Below are 24,156 nucleotides of genomic sequence, written 5' to 3' on the forward strand. Positions count from 1 at the left end.
AATATCCATGGCCCTGATAGTGGGTATGCTGCGTGATTTGCCCCGTCAAGCGTCCTGTTTCTAAGCCGAGGGTCGGCTTTTGCAGGCACTGAACACATCCAGCGATGGATCGTAGACCGAAGTCGATATGTTCATCATGCCCAGAATGCTGTGAAAGAAGTTGTCGTGCGAGCGTCCGCCTGCCTGTGCTTCCTTCATCATGCAGGAGGCATCCAGACCCATCGACTTGGCAAAATCGTCATCGAACCAGACCAGGAATGGAACATGGGTCTGTTCGGCAGGGGCGAGAAGATAGGGCGCGCCGTGCAGGTAGATGCCATTTTCGCCGAGCGACTCGCCGTGGTCTGATGCGTAGATCATGCCGGTTGCCAGCTTGTTGGAGCGTGCCTTCAGCTTGTCGATGACGCTTGCGAGGAAATGGTCTGTATAGAGGATGGTGTTGTCGTAGGCGTTGACGATTTCATTGTCCTTGCAGTCGGGCAATTCGGCGGTCTGACAGTCCGGCGTGAACTTTCTGAACTCGTCCGTATAGCGCAGGTGGTAGGTCGGGCCGTGGCTTCCGAGCTGGTGGAGAACGATGACACTGTCCTTAGTGATGCCATCCAGCCAGCTATCCAACCGATCGAGGAAAATGTCGTCACGGCATTCGCCGGTGGGGCAGAATTTTGGATCGAGCGACGCCGTCAGATCGAAATAGGGTATGCGGTCGGCCACATTTTTGCTGCCGGTGTTGTTGTCCCACCAGCGCGCATCGACGCCTGCATGAACCAGCACGTCGAGCACGTTCTCGTTGGAAAGCGCCTTGCTGTGGGTGTATTCCGAACGCGGAAAGCGGGAGAACATGCAGGGGATGGAGATGGCGGTGGAGGTGCCGCAACTGACCGTGCTGGGGAAATAAACGACGTTGCGCTTTTTCAGTTCGGGGTTCGTTTCGCGGGCATAACCGTTGAGCGAGAAGTTGACGGCACGTCCGGTCTCACCAGCTACGATAACGGTGATGCGCGGTTTGGTAACGCCGCCCAGCGCTGGCATGACCTTGGCATCCTGACCCGTTGGTGAAACGGTGAGCTTCGCTTCCTTATCCGCCAGCGAGAAATAATGGACAGTCGAGGAGATCGGCGTCATCGGGTTGAGGCTCTTGACGATATCCTTGTGCTGGCGGACGGCGGTGGTGAAGGTCTTGGAGTTTGCCGCAGCAACGGCAACCACGACGGCAAGGCAGCAGATGATACTGAGCGAATTCCACAGGACCTTGCTGAAAAACGGCCTGTGATCGATCTTCACGATGGCTAGTAGGAGAAGCGGAACGCCGGCAAAGAGCGCAAGGTGCAGCGCGAAGGCTGGCGTCATCAGGTTGCCCGCTTCGGCCTGCGTCGTCTCAAACGCATTGCGCACCATATCACTATCGATAACCGCGCCGAACCGATCCATGAACCAGGACGACACCGCTGAAATAACGATCAGTATCGCGAAGATGGGCTTGGTTAGATACTTGACCGAAAAGAAGATGAACACCGCAGAAAAGGCTGCGATCATTGCGACGTATAGGCCGAAAATCGCTACGGGATAGGCGGAGAGATAGGTGTGAACCTTGGCCCAGAATGTGTGATTGGTGAAAAACAACAGGTAGAGAGCAGTGATGACGCTGAGTGTCACGCTGCCGACAACCGGGCGTCTGACCTCGCTGCGCCCGCTTTTTATTCCCTGAACCGAAAGTGCCATATGTCTTATCTTTCCACTGCCTGTGCCGTGGGATGCGCAAGGCACTGAGTGCTGGCATCATCGGCGAATGAGCACGGGATGTGTCATCTACCTGACATGAAACTGAACGAACCTGTCAGGTGCAGGGTCGGTGCATGCTGCGCTGCGGAAAATCGGCCTGTTAAGGATTGTTAAAATCTACCCTTCAAAACGCGCCGTTTTCCTTTGGCGGCATATCTGTAAAGTCATTTCTGCGTGATCTTCCCGTCACTTTTTTGCATTGCACACACGGCCAAACTTCTCAGGTCACGTCCCGCCGCTATGAATGGAATTCAGATGGCTCCGTTGGTTCTGTCAAAAAAGCTGCTTTTGCTCGCCCCTTTGCTGTTTCCGGTTGCGGCGTCTGCGTTCGATGAAGTGCCGCGCAAGGACCAGATTGCGCTGATGGCAGAAGCCAAGAAAACCGACATGACAGGCGTTGCGCGAAAGACGAAATTGGTCGATGCGCGTCCGGCATCGCTGGGTGAAATCGTCATAACCTTCATTAAGGGACAGGGCGTGGAAACCCGATCGAAGCCTGCCGAAGACGGCGATTGGGTGGTGCGCAATCGCTGTGAGGAAACCGGAAACGAAGAAATTCTGGTCAAGGCGCGGAATTTTCCGACGCGCTATGGCGAACCTCTGAGTGAGGCCGACGCGGCCGGGTATCGCACTTTCGAACCCAAGGGCGGCAATATGCGCTACTTCATCGTGAGCGATGAGATTGGCCCATTCAACTTCCGCGCGCCGTGGGGCGAGACGATGATCGCGTTACCCGGCGACGCCATCGTGCAGGTGGAAGACGATGAGAGCGATACTTACCGCGTCGCTGCCGAAGCGTTTCAGTGCACATACGAGATTATCGATCCCGCAAAGATGGTGGTGGACGTGTCGCTCCGTTAATGTGGCTTATGGCAGGAATTCCAGCAGCCTGCGCTCATCGGCCCTGAGCCCGGTTATCGCTTTCAGATCGCTGCCCAGAATTTTCTCCAGACGCTTCACCGACTTTTCTTCCGTCGCAAGGTCCAGCACGGCGGGGTGGACATAGCTTTTGCGGCAGATGGCCGGTGTGTTGGAAAGCTCTTCGGACGCGGCCACGCACATGCCCTTGATGGTTGGGCGCTCGGCGCTGCCAAGGGCGCGGACGGCGTGGCCAAACGCGGCAAGCGTGCCGCCCCAGGTGCGGAATGTCTTGGCCGAAATGCCTTCGCCAGCGCTCTGCGAAATATAGGCGTTGAGCGCGCTGGAATCGACGGGATGGACCATGCCGCTCTCATCCTGCCAGACGAACAGCTGCCTGCCCGGTAAATCAGCGATGTTTTCGAGAATACGTTGGAGGCGCGGATGCTTTAGCTTGCGCTGAACCTTCTGTCCGCCCTTGGCTGCAAAACGCAGTTCGATGGTTTCTCCAAACGACACGTGCTTTTTCAACAGCGTGGTTGCGCCGTAGGTGCCATTGGTTTCGAGATAGGTCTTGTTGCCGACGCGCAGATAGGCGGCATCCAGCAACAGCACGAGTGCCGCAAGAGTGACATCGGCGCTACGTTCATTTTTCGAAAGATCAGCGGTTGCGCGTCGGCGGATGGCGGGCAGCGCTTCTCCAAACGTTTTGAGTTGATAGAACTTGTTTTCGCCACGCAAAGCATGCCAGTCCGGGTGGTAGCGGTATTGCTTGCGACCCCGCGCGTCGTAACCGGTGGCTTGCAAGTGGCCAGAGGGATCGATGCAAATCCAGACCCGCTCGTAGGCGGGCGGCACGCCGAGAGATTTCAGGCGGGTAATCTCGATCTTGTCGGAGAGAAGACCGCCGTCCGGCAGGCGGTAGGAAAAGCCCTTGCCGCGTCTTTCTCGCGAAATACCAGGCTCCTGATCGCTGACATAGGTCAGGCCGACTTTTTTCAGGATGCGAATTGGAAGCTCGTTCATTGGATTGTTTTGCTCCTCACCATTGTGAGGAATAATGCGCCTGCCCCTGCGTCAGTTCCCGCCAGCGGGCAGAAGGGAAGCGACCTTGGCCGCTTCCTTCGTTTTCATGTCTCAGGCGTCGGGTGCGAGCTTGAGAATCTGCGACTTGCCACCGCCGCGTTCTTCGGTCACGGCGTAGACGGCGCCATCGCTGCCGATCTTCACATCGCGAATGCGGGCTTCAAGAGGGAAGCGTCCCTCGGAGACGACCTTGTCGTTTTCGATCTTCAGCACGACGATGCCTTGGCTGACCAGCCCACCGATGATCAGCGAGCCCTTCCACTCGGGAATGGCGTCCGAATCGTAATAGGCCATGCCGGACGGCCCGACGACGGGGTCCCAGTAATAGACCGGCTGTTCCATACCGTCCTTAGCCGTCGCGCCCTCACCGACTGCGCCGCCGCTATATTCGATACCGTAGGTAATTACGGGCCAGCCGTAGTTGAGGCCAGCCTTGGGCAGGTTCAGCTCATCGCCGCCCTTGGGGCCATGCTCCACCGTCCACAGACGACCCTGCCCATCGATGGCCGCGGACTGGATGTTGCGGTGGCCGTAGCTCCAGATTTCCGGCAGCGCGTTCTGCTGACCAATGAAGGGGTTGCCTTCGAAAGCTTTGCCGGATGTGTCGATACGGAAGACCTTGCCGAGACCGCTGGCCAAATCCTGAGACTGGACGCGCGGTTCCTTGTCGGAGCGTTCGCCCACGGTGACGTAAAGCTCGTTGTTCGGTCCGAAGGCGAGGCGAGAACCGAAATGCTTGTCGCCATCATAGGTCGGCATCTGACGGAATATGACTTTGGTATCCTCCAGCACGGCCTTGTCGCCGCTCCCGACCAGTTTGGCCGATGCGACCGACGTACCGTTGCCACCTTCACGGGGCTCGGAGAAGGAAAAATAGATCATTTTCGAGCTGTCGAAATCGGGGGCGAGTGCGATGTCGAGCAGACCGCCCTGTCCGGCAGAGGCGACCTCGGGGACACCTTCAAGTGCCGGGCCTGCTTTGCCATCCTTGACGATGTGCATCGCGCCTTCCTTGGCGGCGACGATCATGCGGCCGTCGGGCAGGATTTCCATGGACCACAAATGCGGCAGGTCATCTGCAATGACGGTCTTCTGGAGCGATGGCATCTTATCCGGCTGGGCCGCGCGGGTCTGGCCTTCGAATGCGGGCTTCTGGTCCGGCGCATTGGCCTGCTTGGTTTCTGCGGGCGGTTGCGATTGAGCGTGGGCCAGCGGGGCAATGAGGCACATCGAAAGAACTGTCGTCGTCAGCAGATGGATAGCGCGTGGCATAGGTCTCCCTTCCATGGATGAGTTGCGAGCAGCAAACATGTAGGTGAGATTTTCGTTTCATTGCCCGGTCTCAACAAAACTTGATTCCAAAGTGTAAATGATCGTTCGCTTATATTTTGCGGGCGAGAACTGGTGAGGAACATAACGGGCCTGAAATTGTTTTGTGTCGTCGAAATACGCAGGAGGACACCATGCAAGTCATAGACAACAGGGAAATAGAGGCGACAGAGATAAAGCCTATTCAGAGCGTGGTCGAGTTTTGCCGTCGCTACCGCCTTGATAAGACAGAGGAATCACGGCTTCGCACACTGTTTGGCGATTTCGCATCGCGCCACGAGCTTTTGATGAATGCGCAACGCAAGGCGACGTTCCGCTGAGACGAAGTCAGGCCGGTTTTTCGACCAAGATCATAAAGACGTCATAACGCGTCGATTTTCCAGGAAGCTGATGAGAGGGTTTGCGGATGCCGGGCATAGGCTCGGCACGCAAGGGCCACTTCAAGACGACACGCTTCGCAGCATGGGCCAAAGCGATCTCCATCAACTCCGCCTGATCCAGATCAGCACCCACCAATTCCCGCAGAACCCGCATTTCTTTTTTGACCAGCGCCGTGTTTTGGCGTGGCGGATGCATGGGGTCTATGACCACCACTTCCGGCGACAGCGTGGGGATGAGCGCACGGGAATCACCATGCAATAGGTTCATACGCGAGACGATCTCGCGGTATATGCCGCCTTCTGCGTCTGCCCGTGCCATGGCATCGGCCAATAGCGCATGCATGCCGGGTGATCGCTCGATCAGCGTCACCTCTGCGCCGAGGGACGCCAGCAGAAATGCGTCCCGTCCCAGGCCCGCCGTGGCATCCACAATTTTCGGGGTTTTGCCGTTTTTCAGACCTGCGGCCTTTGCCAGTGCCTGACCGCGTCCTTCGCCCGACCGCAGACGATGGCCCACGGCGCCGCCTACGAAATCGATGGTGAAGGTCTCGTCGCGTTGTTTGTCCGTCATAGTCATCTCAGAAGGGGCAGGGCACGGTGAACGTGACATCGTGGCCATCGGGTTGGCGGAAACCGAGTTCCTGCGCGTGCAGCAACAGGCGGGAAGAGGCAGCAAGCGCCTCGCCGTCGGCGTAGAACGCATCGCCCAGAATGGGATGGCCGATGGCCTGCATGTGAACGCGCAACTGGTGGGTGCGACCTGTCAGCGGGTGAAGCCGCAGGCGTGTGGCGGGCAGTGGCAGGCGTTCGATAACGTGCCACTCCGTCTGCGCGGACTTACCGCCTGCATGGTTCACACGGTGGCGCGGCTTGTTGTTGGGATCGATGGCCAGCGGCAGATCGATATGGCCGTCGTCTTCGGCAATGTGGCCCCAGACCACAGCGGTATAGGATTTGCGGGTGGTGCGGTTTTCGAATTGGGCGGCAATGAAAGCATGCGCCTTGCGGTTCAGCGACATCAGCACGATGCCGGATGTGTCCTTGTCCAACCGGTTGATCATCAACGCTTTGGGAAACGTCTTCTGGACGCGCGTGGCCAGACTGTCGAACAAAGCGGGGTCGCGGCCTGGAACCGACAGCAATCCGCTCGGCTTGTCGAGAACGAGGAAATCCTCATCCTGATGCACGATGGACACATAGGGTTCCATTGGGGGATTGTAGACCGGATTATCAAGCTCAGATGTCATGCCGCCTCATAGCATGGTTTGTGGCCGTGGCGAGTGCCGTTTGCTCATCGTTCTGGAAGCGGAACGGTAACACGCCCGCTGGTGAGGTCCATCACCATTCTGGCGACATCGTCAGCGCTGGCGACGGGAATGGAGAGGTTCAGCCGCGCGCCATCTGCCGTGAACGCTTCCTTCTCGATGGTCAGGTCGGGCACTCCAGCCAGTCTCGATTTCACCAGCGCCAGATCGGAGAAGCCGCACTCGATTTCGGTGGACAGCGTGGGGATGACAAGGGTTTTCTCGCCGTTGCGAAGGCAGGTCGCAGCGGTGCCGCCATAGGCCCGCATCAACCCGCCGCTGCCCAGCAGAATGCCGCCGAACCACCTGATAACGACCACGGCAACGGCATCCAGCGACTGCCCGTCTATGGCTTGAAGGATCGGCTTGCCTGCGGTGCCGGATGGTTCGCCATCATCGCTGAACCGATAGACCTGCCCGATCCGCCACGCCCAGCAATTGTGGTTTGCAGTAACATCCGACTGTGCTTCGATAAAACGCTTCGCCGCCTCTTCATCCGCGACCGGGCTGGCGAAGGCGATGAAGCGGCTTTTCTTGATGTCTTGCGAATAGGTCTCGAGGCGATTGAGCGTGAACATGGGACCGTCAATAGCGCATGTACCGCAGCGGGCAAATCGTTATAAGGCGGATGTAGTCAAACCGCGTTGGAAATTGTGTCATGCATGGCAGGCAAGTGGCAATCATTGGGGGCGGACCCGCAGGGCTGATGGCGGCGGAAGTGCTGTCGGCGGCAGGCGTTGCGGTGACGGTCTATGAGGCGATGCCGACGGTGGCGCGCAAATTTCTGATGGCCGGTAAATCCGGTCTCAACATCACCCACGCCGAGGCATATGCCGACTTCGTCACCCGCTTCGGACAGGCGGGCACACGACTTCTTACGGCGCTGGATGATTTTACACCGGCCATGCTGCGCGACTGGGCGCTGTCACTCGGGGAGGAAACATTTACCGGCACGTCGGGTCGGGTCTTTCCGGTGGCGATGAAGGCGTCGCCGCTGTTACGTGCCTGGCTGGCGCGGCTGGACGGACAGGGCGTGCAGATCAAAACCCGGCATCGCTGGACCGGCTTCGATGGCGATGCGCTGGCCTTTGAGACGCCAGCAGGGCCGGTAACGGTCAACAGTGACGCGGTGCTTCTGGCGCTCGGCGGTGCAAGCTGGCCCAAGCTGGGCTCGAATGCGGAGTGGGTGCCCTGGCTGCGGCAGCGCGGTGTCGCGGTCAACGACTTCCAGCCCGCCAACTGCGGCTTTGACGTGCGCTGGAGCGATTATTTCCGCGAGCGGTTCGCGGGCGTGCCCGTGAAATCCGTTGCCATCACATCGCTTGCCGGACGTTTCGAAGGTGAGTTCGTGGTGACCCGTCACGGCGTCGAGGGCAGTCTGGTCTATGCGCATTCGGCGGTGTTGCGAGACGCTTTCGACGGTTCGCACAAGTCTGATATGATCGTTGATCTGATGCCGGGGAGAACGGTGGAGCGGTTGGTGACGGATCTGGAGCGGCATCCACGCAAGGACAGTCTTTCCAACCGGTTACGCAAGGCTGCCGGCCTCTCGCCGGTCAAAGTCGCACTGCTGAGGGAATGCCGCCCAGACCTGACCGCCCTTTCGCCGGCTGAACTGGCCGCACTCATCAAGGCCGCGCCGATTGCTCTCGACGCGCCAAGGCCGATTGCCGAGGCGATTTCCAGCGCTGGCGGCATCGACTGGAAAGAGATCGACTCACATTGTATGCTGACCTCCAGCCCGAATGTTTTTGTCGCAGGCGAGATGGTGGATTGGGAGGCGCCAACGGGCGGATATCTCTTAACCGCTTGTTTTGCGATGGGAAAATCCGCCGCAAAAGGCATTATTGCACAGCTTGATCATGCGCGATAACCATATCGTGCAGGTGCCTATTGCGTCCGGCCTAAAAAAACGCTTGATAAGTTTCTTCGAATAAAGTGGGTAAGTTTCTGGCCAGTGATTTGGCCGGAGCTCTGGGTGGATGAAAGCCTCGGCTTTCGTTGGTGATGATGATGACTGATATTTCTGTATTCGGCACATGGCCGATTGGTGGCGGTGTGGCCGGTGCGCTGGTGCGCGCCTTCGACTGGTCGAAAACCTCGCTCGGTCCCATTGCATCATGGCCGGCCAATCTTCGCCACAAGGTCAATTCCGTCGTCAACTCGCCCATACCCCAGGTGCTGATGTGGGGCCAAGACCACGTCATGATCTATAATGACGGCTACATCGAAATTGCCGGGAATTATCACCCTGCCGCACTGGGCAGCACCGTGCCTGCCATATGGCCCGAAATCTGGGACTGGAACCAGAAAATACTGGAAGCCGGTTTTCAGGGAGCCGTGCAGTCCTACCGTGACCAGACGATGGTGCTGAACCGCAACGGCAGGCCGGAGGACGTCGTATTCGACCTGTTCTACACCCCGATTCACAATGAGGATGGGACTGTTGGGGGCGTGCTGTGCACGGTGCTGGAAAACACCGAAAAGGTGCGCGCCGTCTCCGATCTGGCCTCAAGCCGCGAAGAACTGAGCCGTCTTACGGACGCTTTGCCCATTCTGGTGGGCTTCATCGATCGTGATCACGTCTACCGTTTTGCTAATCAGGGTTATCTCGACTGGTTCAACCAGCGGCCTGAAGATGTGCTGGGTCGCAAGGCTGCGGATGTGGTTGGCGCGCACTTCTATCAGGAACGTCTGCCGTTCATCGAACGGGCGCTTGCTGGCGAGACCGTCATCAACGACACGACGATTCTGTGCCCGGATGGAACGTCGCGGGCAGCGGAAATTCGCTATGTGCCGCGCTACACCTCCAAGGGCGATATCGACGGCAGCTACGTTCTGATCATCGACATCGACGCCCGCAAGCGCGTGGAAATGGAGCTGACCGTCAGCAACAACCGCTTCCGCGCCGCCGTTGACGCGGTTCACGGCGTGTTGTGGACCAACAGTCCCGATGGCAAGATGCTGGGCGTGCAGAGCGGCTGGGCCGGGCTGACCGGCCAGACGCCAGAAGAATATCAGGATTATGGCTGGGCCGATGCCGTCCACCCGGATGACCGTGAGGGATCGCTGGCAAGCTGGAACGAAGCCGTCGCCACCAAGTCCACCTATATCTGGGAACACCGTGTTCGCCGCTGCGATGGTGTTTACCGCACCTTTGCCGTGCGCAGCGTTCCCATTCTGGATGCGAATTTTCAGATCATCGAGTGGGTGGGCGTTCACACCGATATCACCGACCAGCGTGCCGCAGAATCTGCCTTGCAGGAGCACTCGGCCAATCTGGAGCGTGAAATTCGCCATCGCAGACGCGCGGAAGACCAGCTTCGGCAGTTGAACGAGGGGCTGGAAGCGCGTGTTGCCTCCGAAATCGCCGAGCGTCGGCAGGCCGAGCGCGCCTTGCAGCAGGCGCAGAAGATGGAATCCATCGGCCAGTTGACCGGTGGAGTGGCGCACGATTTCAACAACCTGTTGCAGGTGGTTGCGGGCAATCTCCAGCTTCTGGTCAAGGATGTCGCAGGCAATGAACGCGCCGAGCGGCGGGTGGGCAATGCGCTTGCCGGTGTCAGCCGTGGCGCGAAACTGGCCAGCCAGTTGCTGGCCTTCGGTCGCCGTCAGGCGCTGGAGCCGCGCGTCATCAATGTCGGTCGTTTCGTGGCGGGGATGGACGATCTGCTGCGCCGCTCCATCGGTGAGGCTGTCGAGGTAGAGGTCATCACGGCGGGCGGTCTTTGGAACACATTCGCTGATCCGGCGCAGGTGGAAAACGCGCTGCTGAACCTTGCGATCAACGCACGTGATGCCATGGATGGCTCCGGCAAGCTGACCATCGAAGTCGGCAATGCATCGCTCGATCAGGATTATGCGCGCACCCATGCCGAGGTTGAGGCCGGGCAATATGTCATGCTGGCGGTGACCGACACCGGTTCCGGCATGGCCCCTGATATCGTCGACAAGGTGTTCGAGCCGTTCTTCTCGACCAAACCGGAAGGCAAGGGCACGGGTCTTGGCCTTTCCATGGTCTATGGCTTCGTCAAACAGTCTGGTGGGCACGTCAAGATTTACAGCGAGATAGGGCAGGGAACGACGGTCAAGGTCTATCTGCCGCGCTCGCTCTCGGATGAAGATCGCGAAGTCGTGGTGCAGGACGGCCCTGTCGTGGGCGGTAACGAGACGGTTCTCGTGGTCGAGGATGACGACGAGGTCAGAAGCATCGTTGTCGAAACCCTGACGGATCTGGGCTATCGGGTGCTGACCGCGCGCGACGCGCAGGCTGGTCTCACCGTTGCGGAAAGCGGCATTCCCATCGACGTCATCTTTACCGACGTCGTGATGCCGGGTCCGTTGAAGAGCAGTGAAATGGCACGGCGCGCCAAGGAGCGACTGCCCAACCTCGCCATTCTGTTCACCTCCGGCTATACGGAAAACTCCATCGTCCACGGTGGCAAGCTGGATGCGGGCGTAGAACTGTTGTCCAAGCCCTACACGCGCGAAGCCCTGGCGAGACGTCTGCGCCACGTCATTGCCAACCAGAGGCAGCGAGCCGAATCGAGCAAGGACCGCGAAGCCAATCAGGATGCGATCGCCAAATTGCGCTCGCGGCCTGCCGTGCGGGTCTTGCTGGTGGAAGACGATGACCTGATCCGCATGAACACCACCGACATTCTGCTCGAGGGTGGCCACATCGTGGTCGAGGCGGCGAACGCCACGCAGGCCATCGATCTCATCGACCGCGAAAATATCGATGTGCTTGTGACGGATGTCGGCCTGCCTGACATGAGCGGCGCCGATCTCGCGGTGCTGATCAAGGAACGGAAGCCAGAGATCGGCGTGGTTTTCGCCACCGGCGACAACTTCCTGCCCAGCAATGCGCCAGCCGGTTCGGTACTGCTTTGCAAGCCATACAATGAGAGCGACGTGCGCTCTGCTATCGGGCAGACGATGGGCGCGTGATCATCTCGCGCATGGCGCGGTTCCTGACGTGTCAGTAGCCGCGCGTCATATCCACGGTCGCTGGCAATCTGCCAGTCTCCCGCCATGCTCTAATGTTTCCGGCCACGATGCCGACCGATGTCTTGCGGTTGGTTGGCGCGGAGATGTGAGGAAGCACCGTGACTTTCGGGTGGGTCCAGAAGGGGGAGGCGCGATCCAGCGGCTCCTGTTCGAAGACATCCAGAACCGCATGCGCGATATGGCCGCTATCCAGAGCGTCCAGCAGATCGTCGGCCACGATCACGGCTCCACGCGCGAAATTGATGATAGAAGCCCCTGATTTCATGGCGCTGAGACGGTGCCGGTTCAACAGGCCTTTCGTATCGGCAGTGAGTGGGACGAGGCAAACGAGGATATCGCTGCGTGGCAACAGCGCCGTCAGCCCTTCCTCGCCCGCCATGCTCTCCACGCCCTCGATCTCTTTGGGTGAGCGGCTCCAGCCGATGGTGTTGAAGCCAGCATCAAGCAGCCTCTGCGCCGCGACCGCGCCCAAGGTGCCGAGCCCGAGAATGCCGACTGTGAGTTCGCGGGGGTGTCTATATTCGATCTCTTTCCACACTGTGCGCTGCTGGTTATCTCTATAGGCTGGCATGTCGCGGTGCAGATAATAGGTCCATGCCAACACGGCTTCTGCCATAACACGGGAAAGTTCCGGGTCAGTCAAGCGCACGATAGGGGGGGCCGATGTGCCGAGTTCAGCAACGAGACGCTCGACGCCAGCCCAGAGGCTGTGAATCCATTTGAGCTCAGTCAGCTTTGCAATATCGGCAGGATCAGGGTTAGCGACGATGGCGATTTCCGCCTGGGCACGCTGCTCTTCGCTCATCGACTTGATCGACATGACGGTCTCGCCCGGCAGTGCTGCCGACAACATCTCCAGCCACTCCGCCTCATTTTCTGGCGTGGTGCGGGCAACGAAAGCGATGGGGGAGGCCATGGGGGAAATCCTGCGCTGGTGTCTGTACCGCGACATCAATGCGGAAAAGCCGGTGTCAAATCCAGCAATATTGGCTGACAGCGCTCAAAAAAATGCCCGCTGGATGCGGGCATTTTCGTTTTGATGATCAGGCCGGTTCTGTCACCGGCTTTTTGGCGTCGCCATAATAGGCCGAGAACTGCTCGTGATAATGTTCCGAGCCACCCGGGTCTGCGTAGCGCTGCAGCTCGGTCATATCGGTCTTGTTCAGCACGATACCCAGCGTCTTGTTGGCGATCTGCGGCTCGTGGCTCATGAGGTTCTGGACCATCTGGATCGGCGTCTTGCCCCATTCCGTCACGAACACGAAACCATCCACCTGCGATGCGAAGGCCTTGGCATCGATGACCGGTACCACGGGTGCAAGGTCGACGATGATGTAGTCGCAGGCTTCACGCGCCTGTTCCATGAACTTGCGCATGCCGGAAGAGGCAAGCAGCTCGCTGGAATGGGCAAACTGGTTGCTGGTCGAGACCGGCAGAATGCCCATTTTGGTGCGGCTGTCGACCTTGACGGCCTTCGTCCATGGGACTTCATCGAGCACCACTTCCACCAGACCGGCGGACTGGCGCGTGGTCAGCATGCGGCTGAGGCCGGGATTGCGGATGTCGGCATCCACCACCAGTGTCCGCTTGCCGGTCGTGGCGATCAAGCCAGCCAGGTTGAGGGCAACCACGGACTTGCCTTCGTTGGGAAGGCAGGACACCACGCCGATCACCCGGCATTGCTTTTCCTGAATGACCACATCAGCCGTTAGTTTGACGTTGCGCAGCGTCTCGGTGAAGCTGGAACGAGGGCTATCCACCGCAAGCCGCAGCATTTTCTGGAACGAGACCTGACCGTTATCCTCGATATCGCTATCGGGAATTTCCGGCGTCGCAGCGCCTGTTTCGGACTTTCCAGTATCGACGCCCTTCTCCCCGATGAAGGGCAGGTAGCCGAGGAAACGCATGCGCAGATTATCGCGCACATCGTTTCCGGTGTGGAAATACCGGTCACGGAACTCTAGGACGGCTGCCACGCCACCACCCAGCATCAGACCAAGCACGATGGAAAGCGCCATCGTCATGGTTTTCTTCGGGCTGGACGGCGAGGTCGGTAGACCTGCCTCGGAAATGACGCGGGCCTTGGCAATCGGGAAGGACTGCTTCTGCGCGGCTTCCTCGAAGCGACCGAGATAGGATTCGTAGAGCGTCTTAAGTGCCGCTGCCTGCTGCTCGAGCTCGCGCAGCTTGACCAGCGTCATGTTGGCTTCGGAATTACGTCCGGCCACGCGATCGATATTGTCCCGCAGGGACTGAACGCGGGACTGCGTCACGTCGTAGTCATTCTTGAAGCTGCCGGTGAGTTGCTGCAATTCCTGGAAAATTTGGCGGGAGAGATCGCCCTTTTCACTTTCAAGCGCAATGGCCTGCGGATGGTCCTTGCCGAACTGCTGCACCACGCCGCGTTCCCGGTCGGAAATGGCGATGTAGCGTTTGCGCAAATCCTGAATCACGGTGTTATCCGTATCACGCGCCGAGACGATGGCGTTGTTTACGGCATTGTCTGGGCCCTGATCGATGATGGATTTGTACTGGGTATAGCGGGCGGACGCCGTGGCGGCATCTGCCTGGGCGGCGATGAGTTGGCCGTTCAGGTCGGATAGTTGGCTTTCCGACATCAACTCGCCGCGCGACGAGACAATGTTGTTGGCAGCCTTGTACTTCTCCACCGCAAGCGAGGCGGCCTGCGAACGCTGGTTCAGGTCTGTCAGACGTTCCTGAAGCCAGACGGACGCACGTTCTGTTGCATCGAAGTTGGCGTTAAGCTGTTCCGTCAGGTAGGAATTGGCATAGGTCTTGGCGATTTGGGCTGCCAGTTGCCGGTCGATGGAGCGGATGGAAATGGCAATGACGGAGCTTCGGCCCACGCGCTCGACAGTCAGCGCTTGCTGAATGACGGCGGCTGCCTTCTCACGACGGCCATTGCGCATCGCATTTTCGGAAGCAGGTGGGTCGCTCGGGGTCAGAAGATCGACCAGACCCTTCACAGACGCCTTGACCAGATCGGCAGGCGACATGGGCGGGTTGACGATGGTTTCGTTTTCGTCCAGCCGCGCCTTGTCAACGACAGTGACGGCCATTTCCTTGGATTTCAGGATTTCGACGGCACTGGCAATGCGGTTATCGATGACCTGCGCCGCAGGCACCGGCGATTCTTCTTCTGCGTAACGTGACAGGCTGTCATCGAGCAGCACCTGCGTCATCGCCGTATAGACCGGCGTTGCCATTATGAGATAAGCCCCGGCAAGCACCATCGTTGCGATGACGCAGGCCGCAATGATGTTCGCACGTCGCACCACGGCGGCCCAAAGGCGGTCGAGGTCGATAAACGTGTCGGAATCCTTGGACTGATCCGGGAAATTCATGTTCGATTTAAAGGTCTTGTGGTGCATGGACCCACCTTGTGATTAAAAACGGCGAACGGGAAGGCCGTTCTCCTGCCTCCCCGTCTCCCACTACTGTTTGTTTCAGGCCGCTTTTACACGGCTTTCATGGTTCAGAACCAGCTCCTTGATGGAGGCCAGAACCTGGGCTTCCATATCCGAGCGCATCAAGGAAAATGCAACATTGGCGGCGATGAAGCCCTGCTTGCTGCCGCAATCGAATGTACGTCCTATAAATTTCTGGCCATGGAATGGCTGTGTTTCGGCCAGACGCTTCATACCATCCGTCAACTGAATTTCATTGCCCGCGCCGCGTTCCTGCTTTGCGAGAATATCAAAAATTTCCGGTTGCAGAATATAGCGACCGTTGAGGTAGTAATTCGAAGGGGCCTTGGATGGTTCCGGCTTCTCCACCATTTCAGTGACACTGAAACCATGGCTGACCGTGTTGCCGACGCCGACGATGCCATAGGACGAGGTTTCCTCCGGCGAGCATTCCTCTACTCCGAGAATGTTTCCGCCCACTTCGTCGTAAAGTTCCATCAGACCAGCGATGCAGCCGCGTGCGCCATAGGACACCATGTCCGGCAGCAGCAGCGCGAAGGGCTCCTTGCCCACCAGTTCGCGCGCGCACCAGACGGCGTGGCCAAGGCCAAGCGGCACCTGCTGGCGGGTGTAGCTGACCGTACCGGCAACCGGCAGCATCTTTTCGAGCTGAAGCACCTGCATGGTCTTGCCGGATTTCGTCAGCGTGTTGACGAGTTCGGGCGCGCTGTCGAAATAGTCTTCGATGGCGGTTTTGTTGCGACTGGTCACGAAGATGATATGTTCGATACCGGCCTGCATGGCTTCATCGACGGCATATTGCACAACGGGCCGGTCAACGATCGTCAGCATTTCCTTCGGCATCGCCTTGGTTGCGGGCAGGAAGCGGGTTCCGTTGCCGGCAACAGGAATAACAGCCTTTCTGACAGTCCTATTTAGGTCCATGGCATTCTCCTTGATCATGTGTCGGTTTAGCGGGCTCAAGAAGCCTGCCTTTTCACGTCTGTCTGGACAGAGGGCGTAAAGATGGTGTCCCGTAGCTTTCTCAACCGCACCTCGATCGGCATGCGCAGATGCCGCAGGGCGACAGGATCGCGCACGGCGATCTTCAGCACATCCGGCAGAGACCGGCGTTTGATGCCGGAGACGAGCATGAGAAAATGCCGCGCTTCGATGAGGCTGCGGCTGCGCTGCGTTTGTGCCATGCGGGCGGCTGGTGACAGCGGATACCGGGCGAGAAATTCCGCGTCCGCCGCGATCATCGCATCGACATGGCGAAGCTCCAGAACCCGGGAAATCGATCCCTCACGGATGTTGTAGACGTAGCCGGATGTTGGCTCGATCGCGCAGATGCCACCCGCCGCCAATGCGGAGGCCAGCAGGAGGTAATCTTCGCCAATGCGCAGGGTCGAGTGGAAGCGCAAGTCGTTGGCGGCGAGAAACGCGCGGTCAAACATCGGCTTCATGTAGCCGAAATTGAAGGTGGAGCGGAAAAGGATGTTAGAGGCTATGAAATCCTCCAGCGTCAGCGTGCCACGCTGCTGGAGGAACGCCTCTTCGAACATCGTTTCGGTCGGACGCCCATCGGTATAGACGACATCGAGATTATCGACCGCGATCTGCGCCGACATCTGTTCTGCCCGCGCGATCATCCGCGCCGTTCGGTGTGGATGAATAACATCGTCCGAATCCAGCACCGCGATCCATCGCCCGGTTGCCGCATCGATTCCAGCATTACGCGCGCCGCCGGGGCCGAGGTTGGTTTCGAGCGCGATTAACCGAACGCGTGGGTCACGCGCTGCAACTGCGCCGACGACATCGCGCGTGTCGTCTGCCGAGCAGTCGTCAACGACGATGACTTCCAGTGTAACCGACTGCTGCGCGAGCGCGCTCTCGATGGCCGGAACGATGCAATCGGCGGAATTGTAGGCTGCGATGACGAAGGTGACGTCGGGATTTACAGATGCATCCATCACGTCGCCTCCACCGTGCCGTACTGGCGGATTTCCCGCACGCCGATGGCGCCGCTGACGGAACCCATGTGCAGGGCAACGCGCAGCAACTGTCGGCTACGGCGGACAGGATCGAAGACGGCTATCAGCGCAAGACCTGCACAGGCGACGACCTTGGCGCTCGCCGTCAGTACCTGCGCGATGCGGCGAATGCCGGGCTTCATCTCGGCCAGCAGACGACCATGGGTCTGCCCGGAACGGAAGCGGCGCTTGGCCAACCACATGAAACTGGCGCGCGTGTCCGGCACCGGTTCGGTCAGCACAGCCTTTTCGGCAAAGGCGATGCGGCCACCGGCAGCATGCATATGCGAGAAGAAATGCGTGTCTTCACCACCGCTCTGGCCCAGTGAAAGGGCAAAACGACGACCGGCCAAAGACGGCGCGGCCATGCGCAGCAGTGTGTTGCAGGTGTAGCCGGTTATGATCTCGCCATTCACCCAGACGGGGGCCGTAGAATGGAAGTCACCGTTGCGCATCCAGTCCGGCACCGAGGGTTTGTAAACGGCGGTTACGGGACCGAGAACGGTTTCCGCACCGGTTTCCTGCGCGGTTTTCAGCAGTTCGGAAAGCCACTCGCGGGGAGCGGTTTCATCATCGTCGATGAAGGCCAGGAAGTCTGCGTCGCACGCGGAAAGGCAGGCATTGCGGGCAATCGAAATATTCGACTTGGGGCAATGGACATAGATGATCTCAAAGGGTGATGCCTCGCGCAGGCGTTCTATCGATGCCTGGGCCGTCGGTTCTGCGTCGTTGTCTGCAACGATCAGGCGCACCGTCACGCCTTCGGGGATGTCGAGATTGAACAGCGATTGCAGCGTCGCGACCACGGCGGGGCGGCGGAAGGTGCAGGTGCCGATGTCTACTCTCACGGGGGCGGTTGCGAGCGATGTGCCGGTCATGAAACTGCCTTTCCCGGTACGGGGGCCGGTGCACTGAACGAGCCCGCAAGTTCCAGCCAGAAGCCGGTGGACCAGGCGAAATGCATGACCATGGCTGCAAATGCCGCCAGGGGGCCGAGGGGATTTTTCTGCGCTATAGCCATCCACAGGCCGTAGCCGAGGCATGCGGCAATCCAAAGGCAGAGCGGAATGACCGCCGCCCAGTGGAAAACACCCAACAGCGCAAACAGCGCGACCGGCATGACAGCCAACGGAATCATCTGGCGCACCTTCGGCAATGAGCGGTGCTTGATCAGGTTTTTAGCCCGTCCACGACCATAGGCCATATATTGTTTGAACAGTGGGCGCACATTGGAGCGGGGATAATAGGTCATGCGCGTCTTGTCGGTCATCCAGATGCGGAAGCCGGCCTTGCGCAGGCGATAATCCAGCTCGGCATCTTCGTTGTGGCTGAAGCTTTCATCGTAACCTCCGACCTTGGTGAAGGCCGATATACGCATCAAGGCATGGTGGCCGTGATCGATCCAGTGACCCTTGGCGCCTTCGCGGTGCTTGGAGCCGCCATTGCCGAGCTTTGAATTCTGGGCGATGGCAGTCGCCTTCTGGAACGTTCCGTGGCCGACCGTATCCATGGCAACAACGACCGAGTCCGCGCCGGTTTTGACGGCATCCTCGATCAGGCGATGGCAATAGTCATCGGGATAATCGCCGTGGGCATCGATGCGGATGAGGTAGTCGTATTCCGCGCCGAACATTTCAATCGCGAGGTTGATACCGGCGCTCTGGATACGCTTGGGGTTGGCCAGCAGAATGACGCGTGGGTCCTGCATAGAGAAGTTGGCCACGATATCGCGTGTGCCATCCGTGCTGCCGCCATCGGCGACGATGATACGGTCCTGGGCATGGTTGAGCGTGCTGGAAAACTTCAGCAGGAGATCGTCAATCGTCCGTGCCTCATTGAGGCAGGGGATGACGATGAGCGTTTTGACATCTGGAATACTGGTGAGTTTCATGGCTTTAACCCCCGTCAAGCTGGTGAGAGAGACGCTTCCACGGCGCGGCCATCATGCGGCGCTGCCAGGGAAGCGAGTTTATGAACGAGCTGAATGCAATCCGACTTGTCAGTGACCCATTGCTGACGGTCGATTGCTGCAAGCTTGTGACAATCATCGAGATAAACCTGTTCGCTGAGGCCCCGGATCAGAGCTTCGAGCGTGGCGGCATCCGCTGATGGCAGGATACGACCGATACCTCTCGTCTCAAGGAAGCGAGCCGTCTCCGTTTGCGCGACTGCGATGGGCAACGTGCCGTAGAGGCAGCCCTCATAAAGACGGTTGGGCAGCAGCCAGCTGGAATTCTGGCCTTCCTCAAAGAAGTCGATGGCCCAGGTGAATTGCACCTCGTTATAGATCGACGCGAGATCCTCGGGGTTTTTGTAAGGACCCTGAAAGCTGAGATGCGGCGCGTTGGCGACGAAGCCATCGAAATCATCGAACTCAGAATAAGCCGGACGTCCGCGCAGAATGACTTCCACCTTGCCATCCATACGCTTTGCGAAATCAGCGAGAATTTCGAGGGACTTGCGGCAGCGAAGTGCGCCGAACCAACCGATTTTCCAGGGCTCTCCGGCCTTTGGCAGGCGCGGGGTGGGTGCCGCCAGCGTGGTTTGATCCAGCATCAAAACCTTGTTTTCCTGCAGCAGGACCGGCAGTTGCAGGCCGGAGCGCGGCGCAAAATATTGGCTGACGAAGGCGGGTGAACTGGTGATCAGCAGTTTTGCATCGCGCGCGAAATAACGCTGCGCCGCATTCACCAGCTTGCCGACAACACCATCATTCAGCAGCAGACGGTGGATGTCGAGGCACTCGTAGACAACAGGAACGCTGCGACCGTAGATAGCCGATGCCCGACGTGCGAGCGCCAGCATTTCGAGATTGCGAGCGATGACGACATCCGGCTTGGCCACACCCTTCAGCGCGCTGCGCAGCGCAAGGCTGGACTTGAGGATAGACAGGATGCGTTGGGCAAACCGTCCATCCGCCGTCTCGCCCAGCACGATGGGGGAGACACCATCGACCGTAGCGAGCTTGTTTTCACCCCGGGTGAACCCGGCAAGGCTCACACGTGCTCCACCCGCCTGCAACGTCATGACGCGCCGGCGGATGGCCGGATCGGCAAGGTCGTGAGCGAGGTAAAGAACGTGCGTCATACAGATGTCCTGGGTGCTGGGCTGAAAAGGGCGATCGAAGTTCGTCGTGTCGTCAGTTCGTCACGCATGCAACGGACTCAGGAAACTGGCACTTGTCGCCAATCGCGGTAAACGCCATGCGGTCGACACTCATGATGGTCGGGCCGCTATAGGCGAACTTGCCCATCCAGCTTTTCAGGGTGTCCGTTCCCCAGAGGCTAAAGAAAATCTTCTGCGGGTTTTGCGGAATCTTCGAAGCGTCCGTCACTTCGTGAACCATCTTGCCGTTGACATAGTAGCGCAGGCGCTGCGGCTCCCAGACGAAGGCATAGTCATTGTAGGCTTTGTCGGCACCGCCTGCGACATCCACCAGCTTTTCATTGCCGCCCTTTGCGGAGACATACTGGTTGAGCTGGACCTGAGACGTGTTCTTGCCCAGTACCTCCATGTCGATCTCGTCATGCGGCTTCTTGTCGGTTGGACCGATGTAGGTGAAGAAAGCCGAATTCAGGCCCGATCCGGTCGCGGTTTTGATGCGCGCTTCATAGGTGCCATAGCGATAGCGGCCCTTGGTCTGGATTTCGCCGCAGGAAAAATTGCGGTCGCCCGCTTTACCTTCCTGATAGCCTAGCTGGAGCTTGCCCTCTTCGAACTTCACCAGCTTTTTCGACCAGGTGCAGTTCTGGTGCGGGCCATTGTTCCAGCCATCCGACACGTACCAGAAGGACCGGTCCATGCTGTCGAAATTTTCGACGAAGGATTTCCCATTGTCTTCCTGCGCCAGCGCGGCGGGTGCGCCGAGGCTGAGGGCCAGAAGAGTGGATGCAATCATGCGCGATGGAACGCCGAGATATGCAGTCATGAGTTCACCTCTGTCTTTGATAGGCTGTATCCGGTACGGGCTGCGCTGGCGCGGCTTTCACGGACGTTGAATTCGGAGCGAGTGGTTTCTGCTTCTTGCTTCTGCTGCCCGTCAGCACGCCGTAAAGCGTCGGCAGCCGCGCCCGGACCTGCGCATTGCTGACGATGAGAATGGCGAAGGACAGCAGAACTGCACCGATATAGAATGCAGGATAGAAATCCGGGCCACCCCTGTTCCAGACCATCCACATGATCACGAGAAGCGGATAGTGGGCGCAGAAAATCCAGAAGCTGAGACTGCCCGTTTCAGACAGGCGACGCCCGGTGCGGCTCTGGATGAGCAGCGAGGACGATGCCCACAGACCCATTGCGCCAAATACGGCGAGCAGGTTGCGCAGAAGGTTCAGCTCGAATGTGAATTCCGGCCCTGTGAAATAAAGACCCGTCGCCAGCGAAGCGGCGGCCACGAGCACCGCGAGCGTGATACGGCCGGCATAGGGATCAAGTGTCTTCAGATCCACCTTATGCAGCGCAAGTGCGATGCCGAGGGCAAAGCTGAACAGGATCGATTTCTTCTGCACAATAAACAGTGTCAAATCCGGCCATGCGGTGATGATCAGCAGCACTGCCAGCGTCACCAAGGCGAAGCGTTTGACGAAGAATGCCAGAATAGGTGACAGCAGAATGCAGACGAACAGGTCCCGTAAGAAGTACAGGGGAACATTGACCGGAAGCTCTTCCAGGGCTGCGCCATGGCTGATGATTTCACGCGTCGTCGCGTTCCAGAGATCAGGGAAGTAACCCAAGCCGACTTCGAAACGCTGGAGCAGCAGCACGGCAAGAAACAGCGCGCCATTCCATAGGATGAACGGCAGCAAAACGGTCTTGGCCTTGGACTTCACCGTCGCCAAATAGTCGAACGCCTGCATGCCACGACGAAACAGCAAATAGCCGGAAATCGCGCTCAGGCAGGGAACGCCGATGCGAAACAGGGCGTCGCCGAGAAATACGCGTATCCAATCAAAGAAACCGTACACCCCGAGAAAAGGGCTGGTTTCAGGATTATGCGGCACGTGAACGAAGACGATGCCGGATATCAAAATAATACGCATCAAGTTGATGCGGGAAGATAGGTTCTGATCAAAAGTCACATCAGTTCCCCTTATTGGGCGGCGTCTCCCTTCACCGCGTTACAACCAGAGCGAACGTAAGCCCGATCCAGAGTCTGGTTTCCACTTTGGGGTAAAATGTGGCGATGCGGGAAAAAGACAATTTGAAATATGAGGGGTAAATCTCTGGCGCGGCACGACTTTCGTAACGTAATGAAACTCAAGTCGATGATTTTAAATCGTTTTTATTTCAACTGTTAACCGGTTTGATGACGACAGCCCGCTGTTGATAATCGTGTTTTATGCTGCGCTGCAAAATGAAATTGGAGATTTGCTCACGAACGCGTGAGGAAGGGTGTTCCAAAGCTGGCGGATTTGTGGCGAAATAAGGCTTGTAAAGGTTGCAGATATTACGCCACGGCCTGCTTGGCTTTCCTGTCTCGCACCATGCCGATGATTTTACGCAGCAGTGCACGTTCGGTCAGCAGAATCAGTACGGCATAGATCACGCCACCAGCGACCGATCCGACGGCTACCTGCATATAGGCGTGGGGCAGGCTGTCGGCGAAGACATAGAGGATATAGCGGACCGCAAGCGCCATGACGAAGGACGCAATCATGGGACGGCTGCTGATATAGAGGCCTTTCAGCAGCGGCATTTCGCTGGCCTTGAACACGGCCCAGGAATAAGCGAACAGCGTGACAGCATTGACGATGCAGAGCCACACCATCGCATCGATCAGTGTGCCATAGATCGCGGCGAGCCAGACGGCGGCTGTTGTGACAACGGCACGGATCGTTGCCGACCAGAACAGAACACGGCCGTAACCGGCACCTTTCAAATACGGAATAAAGGTGCTGCACGGCGTCAATATTGCCTTTGAGAGTGCCAGAAGGCCAAGCACAGGCCAGGCATAGGCCCAGTTTGGCCCGAAGATCACCAGCATGGCGGGTTCTGCAATCGCCCACAGGCCGAACATCATTGGTGCCAGCAATACGGTCAGCACCTGTGTGGAGAACATCAGCGCATCGCGGCGGCGCTGCTTGTCGTCCATCATGCGGCTAAAAGCCGGAAACAGCACGCCCATGACGGCAGACAGGACGACCTGGTTGGGAATGCTGGCGAAGCGGTTGGACGCGGAGTAGGCACCCGCATCTGCAAGGCCGAGATAACGCGCGATGATGACCATGGGTGACTGGAAGGTCACGAAGTTGGCGATCTCGGAGCCCATCAAACCGGAGCTGAAGCCCAGCAGCGGAATCAACCGCTTCGGCTTCATCACGAAAGCAGGCTTGTAGCGCGACACGGCATAAAGACCGACAAGGCGAATGAGCGCTGCGGAGAAAAGCTGGATGATCAGCGCCCAGACGCCGTATCCAGCAAGGGCAAGACCAACGGCGAGGATGGCGGCGGCACTTTCAGACGTCATGCTCCAGATGGCGTCCTTGCTGAAATTCATGCGTCGGGCCAGCAGCGAGTAGGCGACATCGCCCGCCAATTGCAGCGGAATGAGAAACGCCATGATGCGCAGCAGATAGGCGCTTTCGACCGCGCCCAGCAATTCGCCGAAGAACTCAGCCCCGAAATACAACATCGCGGCCATGGTGCAGGAAATCGCCAGATTGGCCCAGAAGACGGTATGGATCGTGTCCATATCCTCTTCCTTTTCCACAATCAGCGCGGATGTCAGGCCAGCGCCTGCAATCATGGTCAGGAACTGCACGACCGTGAGACCGACAGCGACGACACCGAACTCTTCGGGTGTCAGCAATCGGGCGAGAATCGGAACCGTGACAAACTTAAGCCCGAATGTGCCTGTTTTTGATAAAACGCTCCAGCCGACATTTGCGGTAATCGTCTTGACGCTCGGAGCTGGGGGCATTCGTGCATCCTATATGGTTTGGAGGCC

Annotated in this window: 21 protein-coding genes; 5 read left to right on the forward strand and 16 right to left on the reverse strand. The window is 58.5% G+C overall.

What is annotated here, in order from left to right; genetic code table 11:
• Positions 1–60 precede the first annotated feature (60 nt).
• Entirely contained in the window at positions 61–1,722 is a 1,662-nt protein-coding gene (locus QRN55_RS22720) for a phosphoethanolamine transferase (protein ID WP_284778376.1), read from the reverse strand.
• A 315-nt stretch (positions 1,723–2,037) separates the two neighbouring features.
• Here QRN55_RS22720 and QRN55_RS22725 point away from each other — a divergent pair, with 315 nt between their 5' ends.
• Positions 2,038–2,643: a hypothetical protein gene (locus QRN55_RS22725; protein ID WP_284778377.1), complete on the forward strand. Its 606-nt coding sequence runs from the start codon at positions 2,038–2,040 to the stop codon at positions 2,641–2,643.
• 6 nt (positions 2,644–2,649) lie between these two features.
• Here QRN55_RS22725 and QRN55_RS22730 read toward each other — a convergent pair whose 3' ends face one another.
• On the reverse strand, positions 2,650–3,666 hold the full coding sequence (locus QRN55_RS22730; protein WP_284778378.1) for a DNA topoisomerase IB: 1,017 nt from the start codon (positions 3,664–3,666) through the stop codon (positions 2,650–2,652).
• 111 nt (positions 3,667–3,777) lie between these two features.
• Positions 3,778–4,998 (reverse strand): PQQ-dependent sugar dehydrogenase, encoded by a 1,221-nt coding sequence (locus QRN55_RS22735; RefSeq protein ID WP_284778379.1) that lies wholly within the window; start codon positions 4,996–4,998, stop codon positions 3,778–3,780.
• A 191-nt stretch (positions 4,999–5,189) separates the two neighbouring features.
• Here QRN55_RS22735 and QRN55_RS22740 point away from each other — a divergent pair, with 191 nt between their 5' ends.
• The gene (locus tag QRN55_RS22740) at positions 5,190–5,375 is read left to right on the forward strand and encodes a hypothetical protein (protein ID WP_111841732.1); all 186 of its coding nucleotides are present in this window, start codon (positions 5,190–5,192) and stop codon (positions 5,373–5,375) included.
• Between the two features lie 7 nt (positions 5,376–5,382).
• On the opposite strand, the gene QRN55_RS22745 is transcribed toward QRN55_RS22740, so the two are convergent.
• From QRN55_RS22745 to QRN55_RS22755, 3 genes are read right to left on the reverse strand one after another with little or no spacing between them, the layout of a single operon-like run.
• A complete protein-coding gene (locus QRN55_RS22745; RefSeq protein WP_284778380.1) occupies positions 5,383–6,006 on the reverse strand; it encodes a class I SAM-dependent methyltransferase in 624 nt (207 codons plus the stop codon).
• A 7-nt stretch (positions 6,007–6,013) separates the two neighbouring features.
• Positions 6,014–6,682, reverse strand: a complete 669-nt coding sequence (locus QRN55_RS22750) for a pseudouridine synthase (protein WP_284778381.1) — start codon at positions 6,680–6,682, stop codon at positions 6,014–6,016.
• A 44-nt stretch (positions 6,683–6,726) separates the two neighbouring features.
• Positions 6,727–7,317 (reverse strand): IMPACT family protein, encoded by a 591-nt coding sequence (locus QRN55_RS22755; protein WP_284778382.1) that lies wholly within the window; start codon positions 7,315–7,317, stop codon positions 6,727–6,729.
• Between the two features lie 80 nt (positions 7,318–7,397).
• Between QRN55_RS22755 and QRN55_RS22760 the strand changes: the two genes are divergently transcribed.
• Entirely contained in the window at positions 7,398–8,612 is a 1,215-nt protein-coding gene (locus QRN55_RS22760) for a TIGR03862 family flavoprotein (protein WP_284778383.1), read from the forward strand.
• A gap of 140 nt (positions 8,613–8,752) precedes the next feature.
• Positions 8,753–11,689 (forward strand): PAS domain-containing protein, encoded by a 2,937-nt coding sequence (locus QRN55_RS22765; protein WP_284778384.1) that lies wholly within the window; start codon positions 8,753–8,755, stop codon positions 11,687–11,689.
• A 31-nt stretch (positions 11,690–11,720) separates the two neighbouring features.
• Here QRN55_RS22765 and QRN55_RS22770 read toward each other — a convergent pair whose 3' ends face one another.
• Positions 11,721–12,665 carry a 2-hydroxyacid dehydrogenase gene (locus QRN55_RS22770; protein ID WP_284778385.1) on the reverse strand — a complete coding sequence of 315 codons (945 nt, stop codon included), beginning with the start codon at positions 12,663–12,665 and terminating at the stop codon, positions 11,721–11,723.
• Here QRN55_RS22770 and QRN55_RS22775 point away from each other — a divergent pair.
• The gene (locus QRN55_RS22775) at positions 12,664–12,789 is read left to right on the forward strand and encodes a hypothetical protein (protein WP_284778386.1); all 126 of its coding nucleotides are present in this window, start codon (positions 12,664–12,666) and stop codon (positions 12,787–12,789) included. The two genes, QRN55_RS22770 and QRN55_RS22775, sit on opposite strands and share 2 nt — an antisense overlap.
• Positions 12,790–12,792: 3 nt before the next feature.
• On the opposite strand, the gene QRN55_RS22780 is transcribed toward QRN55_RS22775, so the two are convergent.
• The 9 genes from QRN55_RS22780 to QRN55_RS22820 form a co-directional block, all read right to left on the reverse strand.
• Positions 12,793–15,141 (reverse strand): polysaccharide biosynthesis tyrosine autokinase, encoded by a 2,349-nt coding sequence (locus QRN55_RS22780; RefSeq protein ID WP_284778387.1) that lies wholly within the window; start codon positions 15,139–15,141, stop codon positions 12,793–12,795.
• Positions 15,142–15,216: 75 nt separating this feature from the next.
• Positions 15,217–16,122 (reverse strand): UTP--glucose-1-phosphate uridylyltransferase, encoded by a 906-nt coding sequence (locus QRN55_RS22785; RefSeq protein WP_111841774.1) that lies wholly within the window; start codon positions 16,120–16,122, stop codon positions 15,217–15,219.
• A 35-nt stretch (positions 16,123–16,157) separates the two neighbouring features.
• Positions 16,158–17,153, reverse strand: coding sequence for a glycosyltransferase family 2 protein (locus tag QRN55_RS22790; protein ID WP_502871365.1), 996 nt, complete (start codon positions 17,151–17,153; stop codon positions 16,158–16,160).
• Positions 17,150–18,088: a glycosyltransferase family 2 protein gene (locus QRN55_RS22795; protein ID WP_284778389.1), complete on the reverse strand. Its 939-nt coding sequence runs from the start codon at positions 18,086–18,088 to the stop codon at positions 17,150–17,152. The genes QRN55_RS22790 and QRN55_RS22795 overlap by 4 nt, the downstream gene beginning before the upstream one ends.
• A complete protein-coding gene (locus QRN55_RS22800) occupies positions 18,085–19,101 on the reverse strand; it encodes a glycosyltransferase family 2 protein (RefSeq protein ID WP_111841741.1) in 1,017 nt (338 codons plus the stop codon). The genes QRN55_RS22795 and QRN55_RS22800 overlap by 4 nt, the downstream gene beginning before the upstream one ends.
• Positions 19,102–19,115: 14 nt before the next feature.
• On the reverse strand, positions 19,116–20,297 hold the full coding sequence (locus QRN55_RS22805) for a glycosyltransferase (RefSeq protein ID WP_284778390.1): 1,182 nt from the start codon (positions 20,295–20,297) through the stop codon (positions 19,116–19,118).
• Positions 20,298–20,349: 52 nt separating this feature from the next.
• Entirely contained in the window at positions 20,350–21,108 is a 759-nt protein-coding gene (gene exoK / locus QRN55_RS22810) for an endo-1,3-1,4-beta-glycanase ExoK (RefSeq protein ID WP_422387373.1), read from the reverse strand.
• A 34-nt stretch (positions 21,109–21,142) separates the two neighbouring features.
• A complete protein-coding gene (locus QRN55_RS22815; RefSeq protein WP_284778391.1) occupies positions 21,143–22,288 on the reverse strand; it encodes an acyltransferase family protein in 1,146 nt (381 codons plus the stop codon).
• A 368-nt stretch (positions 22,289–22,656) separates the two neighbouring features.
• Positions 22,657–24,129, reverse strand: a complete 1,473-nt coding sequence (locus tag QRN55_RS22820; protein WP_284778392.1) for a lipopolysaccharide biosynthesis protein — start codon at positions 24,127–24,129, stop codon at positions 22,657–22,659.
• Between the last annotated feature and the right edge of the window lie 27 nt (positions 24,130–24,156).

It is taken from the genome of Agrobacterium sp. lyk4-40-TYG-31, from assembly GCF_030209855.1.
Lineage (GTDB): Bacteria > Pseudomonadota > Alphaproteobacteria > Rhizobiales > Rhizobiaceae > Agrobacterium > Agrobacterium vaccinii.

Excerpts from the sequence above, each read along its gene's own strand:
- QRN55_RS22745 (WP_284778380.1), bottom strand. The coding sequence starts at position 6,006 with ATGACGGACAAACAACGCGACGAGACCTTCACCATCGATTTCGTAGGC.
- QRN55_RS22780 (WP_284778387.1), bottom strand. The coding sequence starts at position 15,141 with ATGCACCACAAGACCTTTAAATCGAACATGAATTTCCCGGATCAGTCC.
- QRN55_RS22735 (WP_284778379.1), bottom strand. The coding sequence starts at position 4,998 with ATGCCACGCGCTATCCATCTGCTGACGACGACAGTTCTTTCGATGTGC.
- QRN55_RS22775 (WP_284778386.1), top strand. The coding sequence starts at position 12,664 with ATGGGGGAAATCCTGCGCTGGTGTCTGTACCGCGACATCAATGCGGAA.
- QRN55_RS22755 (WP_284778382.1), bottom strand. The coding sequence starts at position 7,317 with ATGTTCACGCTCAATCGCCTCGAGACCTATTCGCAAGACATCAAGAAA.
- QRN55_RS22820 (WP_284778392.1), bottom strand. The coding sequence starts at position 24,129 with ATGCCCCCAGCTCCGAGCGTCAAGACGATTACCGCAAATGTCGGCTGG.
- QRN55_RS22740 (WP_111841732.1), top strand. The coding sequence starts at position 5,190 with ATGCAAGTCATAGACAACAGGGAAATAGAGGCGACAGAGATAAAGCCT.
- QRN55_RS22760 (WP_284778383.1), top strand. The coding sequence starts at position 7,398 with ATGCATGGCAGGCAAGTGGCAATCATTGGGGGCGGACCCGCAGGGCTG.
- QRN55_RS22770 (WP_284778385.1), bottom strand. The coding sequence starts at position 12,665 with ATGGCCTCCCCCATCGCTTTCGTTGCCCGCACCACGCCAGAAAATGAG.
- QRN55_RS22785 (WP_111841774.1), bottom strand. The coding sequence starts at position 16,122 with ATGGACCTAAATAGGACTGTCAGAAAGGCTGTTATTCCTGTTGCCGGC.
- QRN55_RS22720 (WP_284778376.1), bottom strand. The coding sequence starts at position 1,722 with ATGGCACTTTCGGTTCAGGGAATAAAAAGCGGGCGCAGCGAGGTCAGA.
- QRN55_RS22725 (WP_284778377.1), top strand. The coding sequence starts at position 2,038 with ATGGCTCCGTTGGTTCTGTCAAAAAAGCTGCTTTTGCTCGCCCCTTTG.
- QRN55_RS22795 (WP_284778389.1), bottom strand. The coding sequence starts at position 18,088 with ATGACCGGCACATCGCTCGCAACCGCCCCCGTGAGAGTAGACATCGGC.
- QRN55_RS22805 (WP_284778390.1), bottom strand. The coding sequence starts at position 20,297 with ATGACGCACGTTCTTTACCTCGCTCACGACCTTGCCGATCCGGCCATC.
- QRN55_RS22800 (WP_111841741.1), bottom strand. The coding sequence starts at position 19,101 with ATGAAACTCACCAGTATTCCAGATGTCAAAACGCTCATCGTCATCCCC.
- QRN55_RS22765 (WP_284778384.1), top strand. The coding sequence starts at position 8,753 with ATGACTGATATTTCTGTATTCGGCACATGGCCGATTGGTGGCGGTGTG.
- QRN55_RS22750 (WP_284778381.1), bottom strand. The coding sequence starts at position 6,682 with ATGACATCTGAGCTTGATAATCCGGTCTACAATCCCCCAATGGAACCC.
- exoK (WP_422387373.1), bottom strand. The coding sequence starts at position 21,108 with ATGATTGCATCCACTCTTCTGGCCCTCAGCCTCGGCGCACCCGCCGCG.
- QRN55_RS22730 (WP_284778378.1), bottom strand. The coding sequence starts at position 3,666 with ATGAACGAGCTTCCAATTCGCATCCTGAAAAAAGTCGGCCTGACCTAT.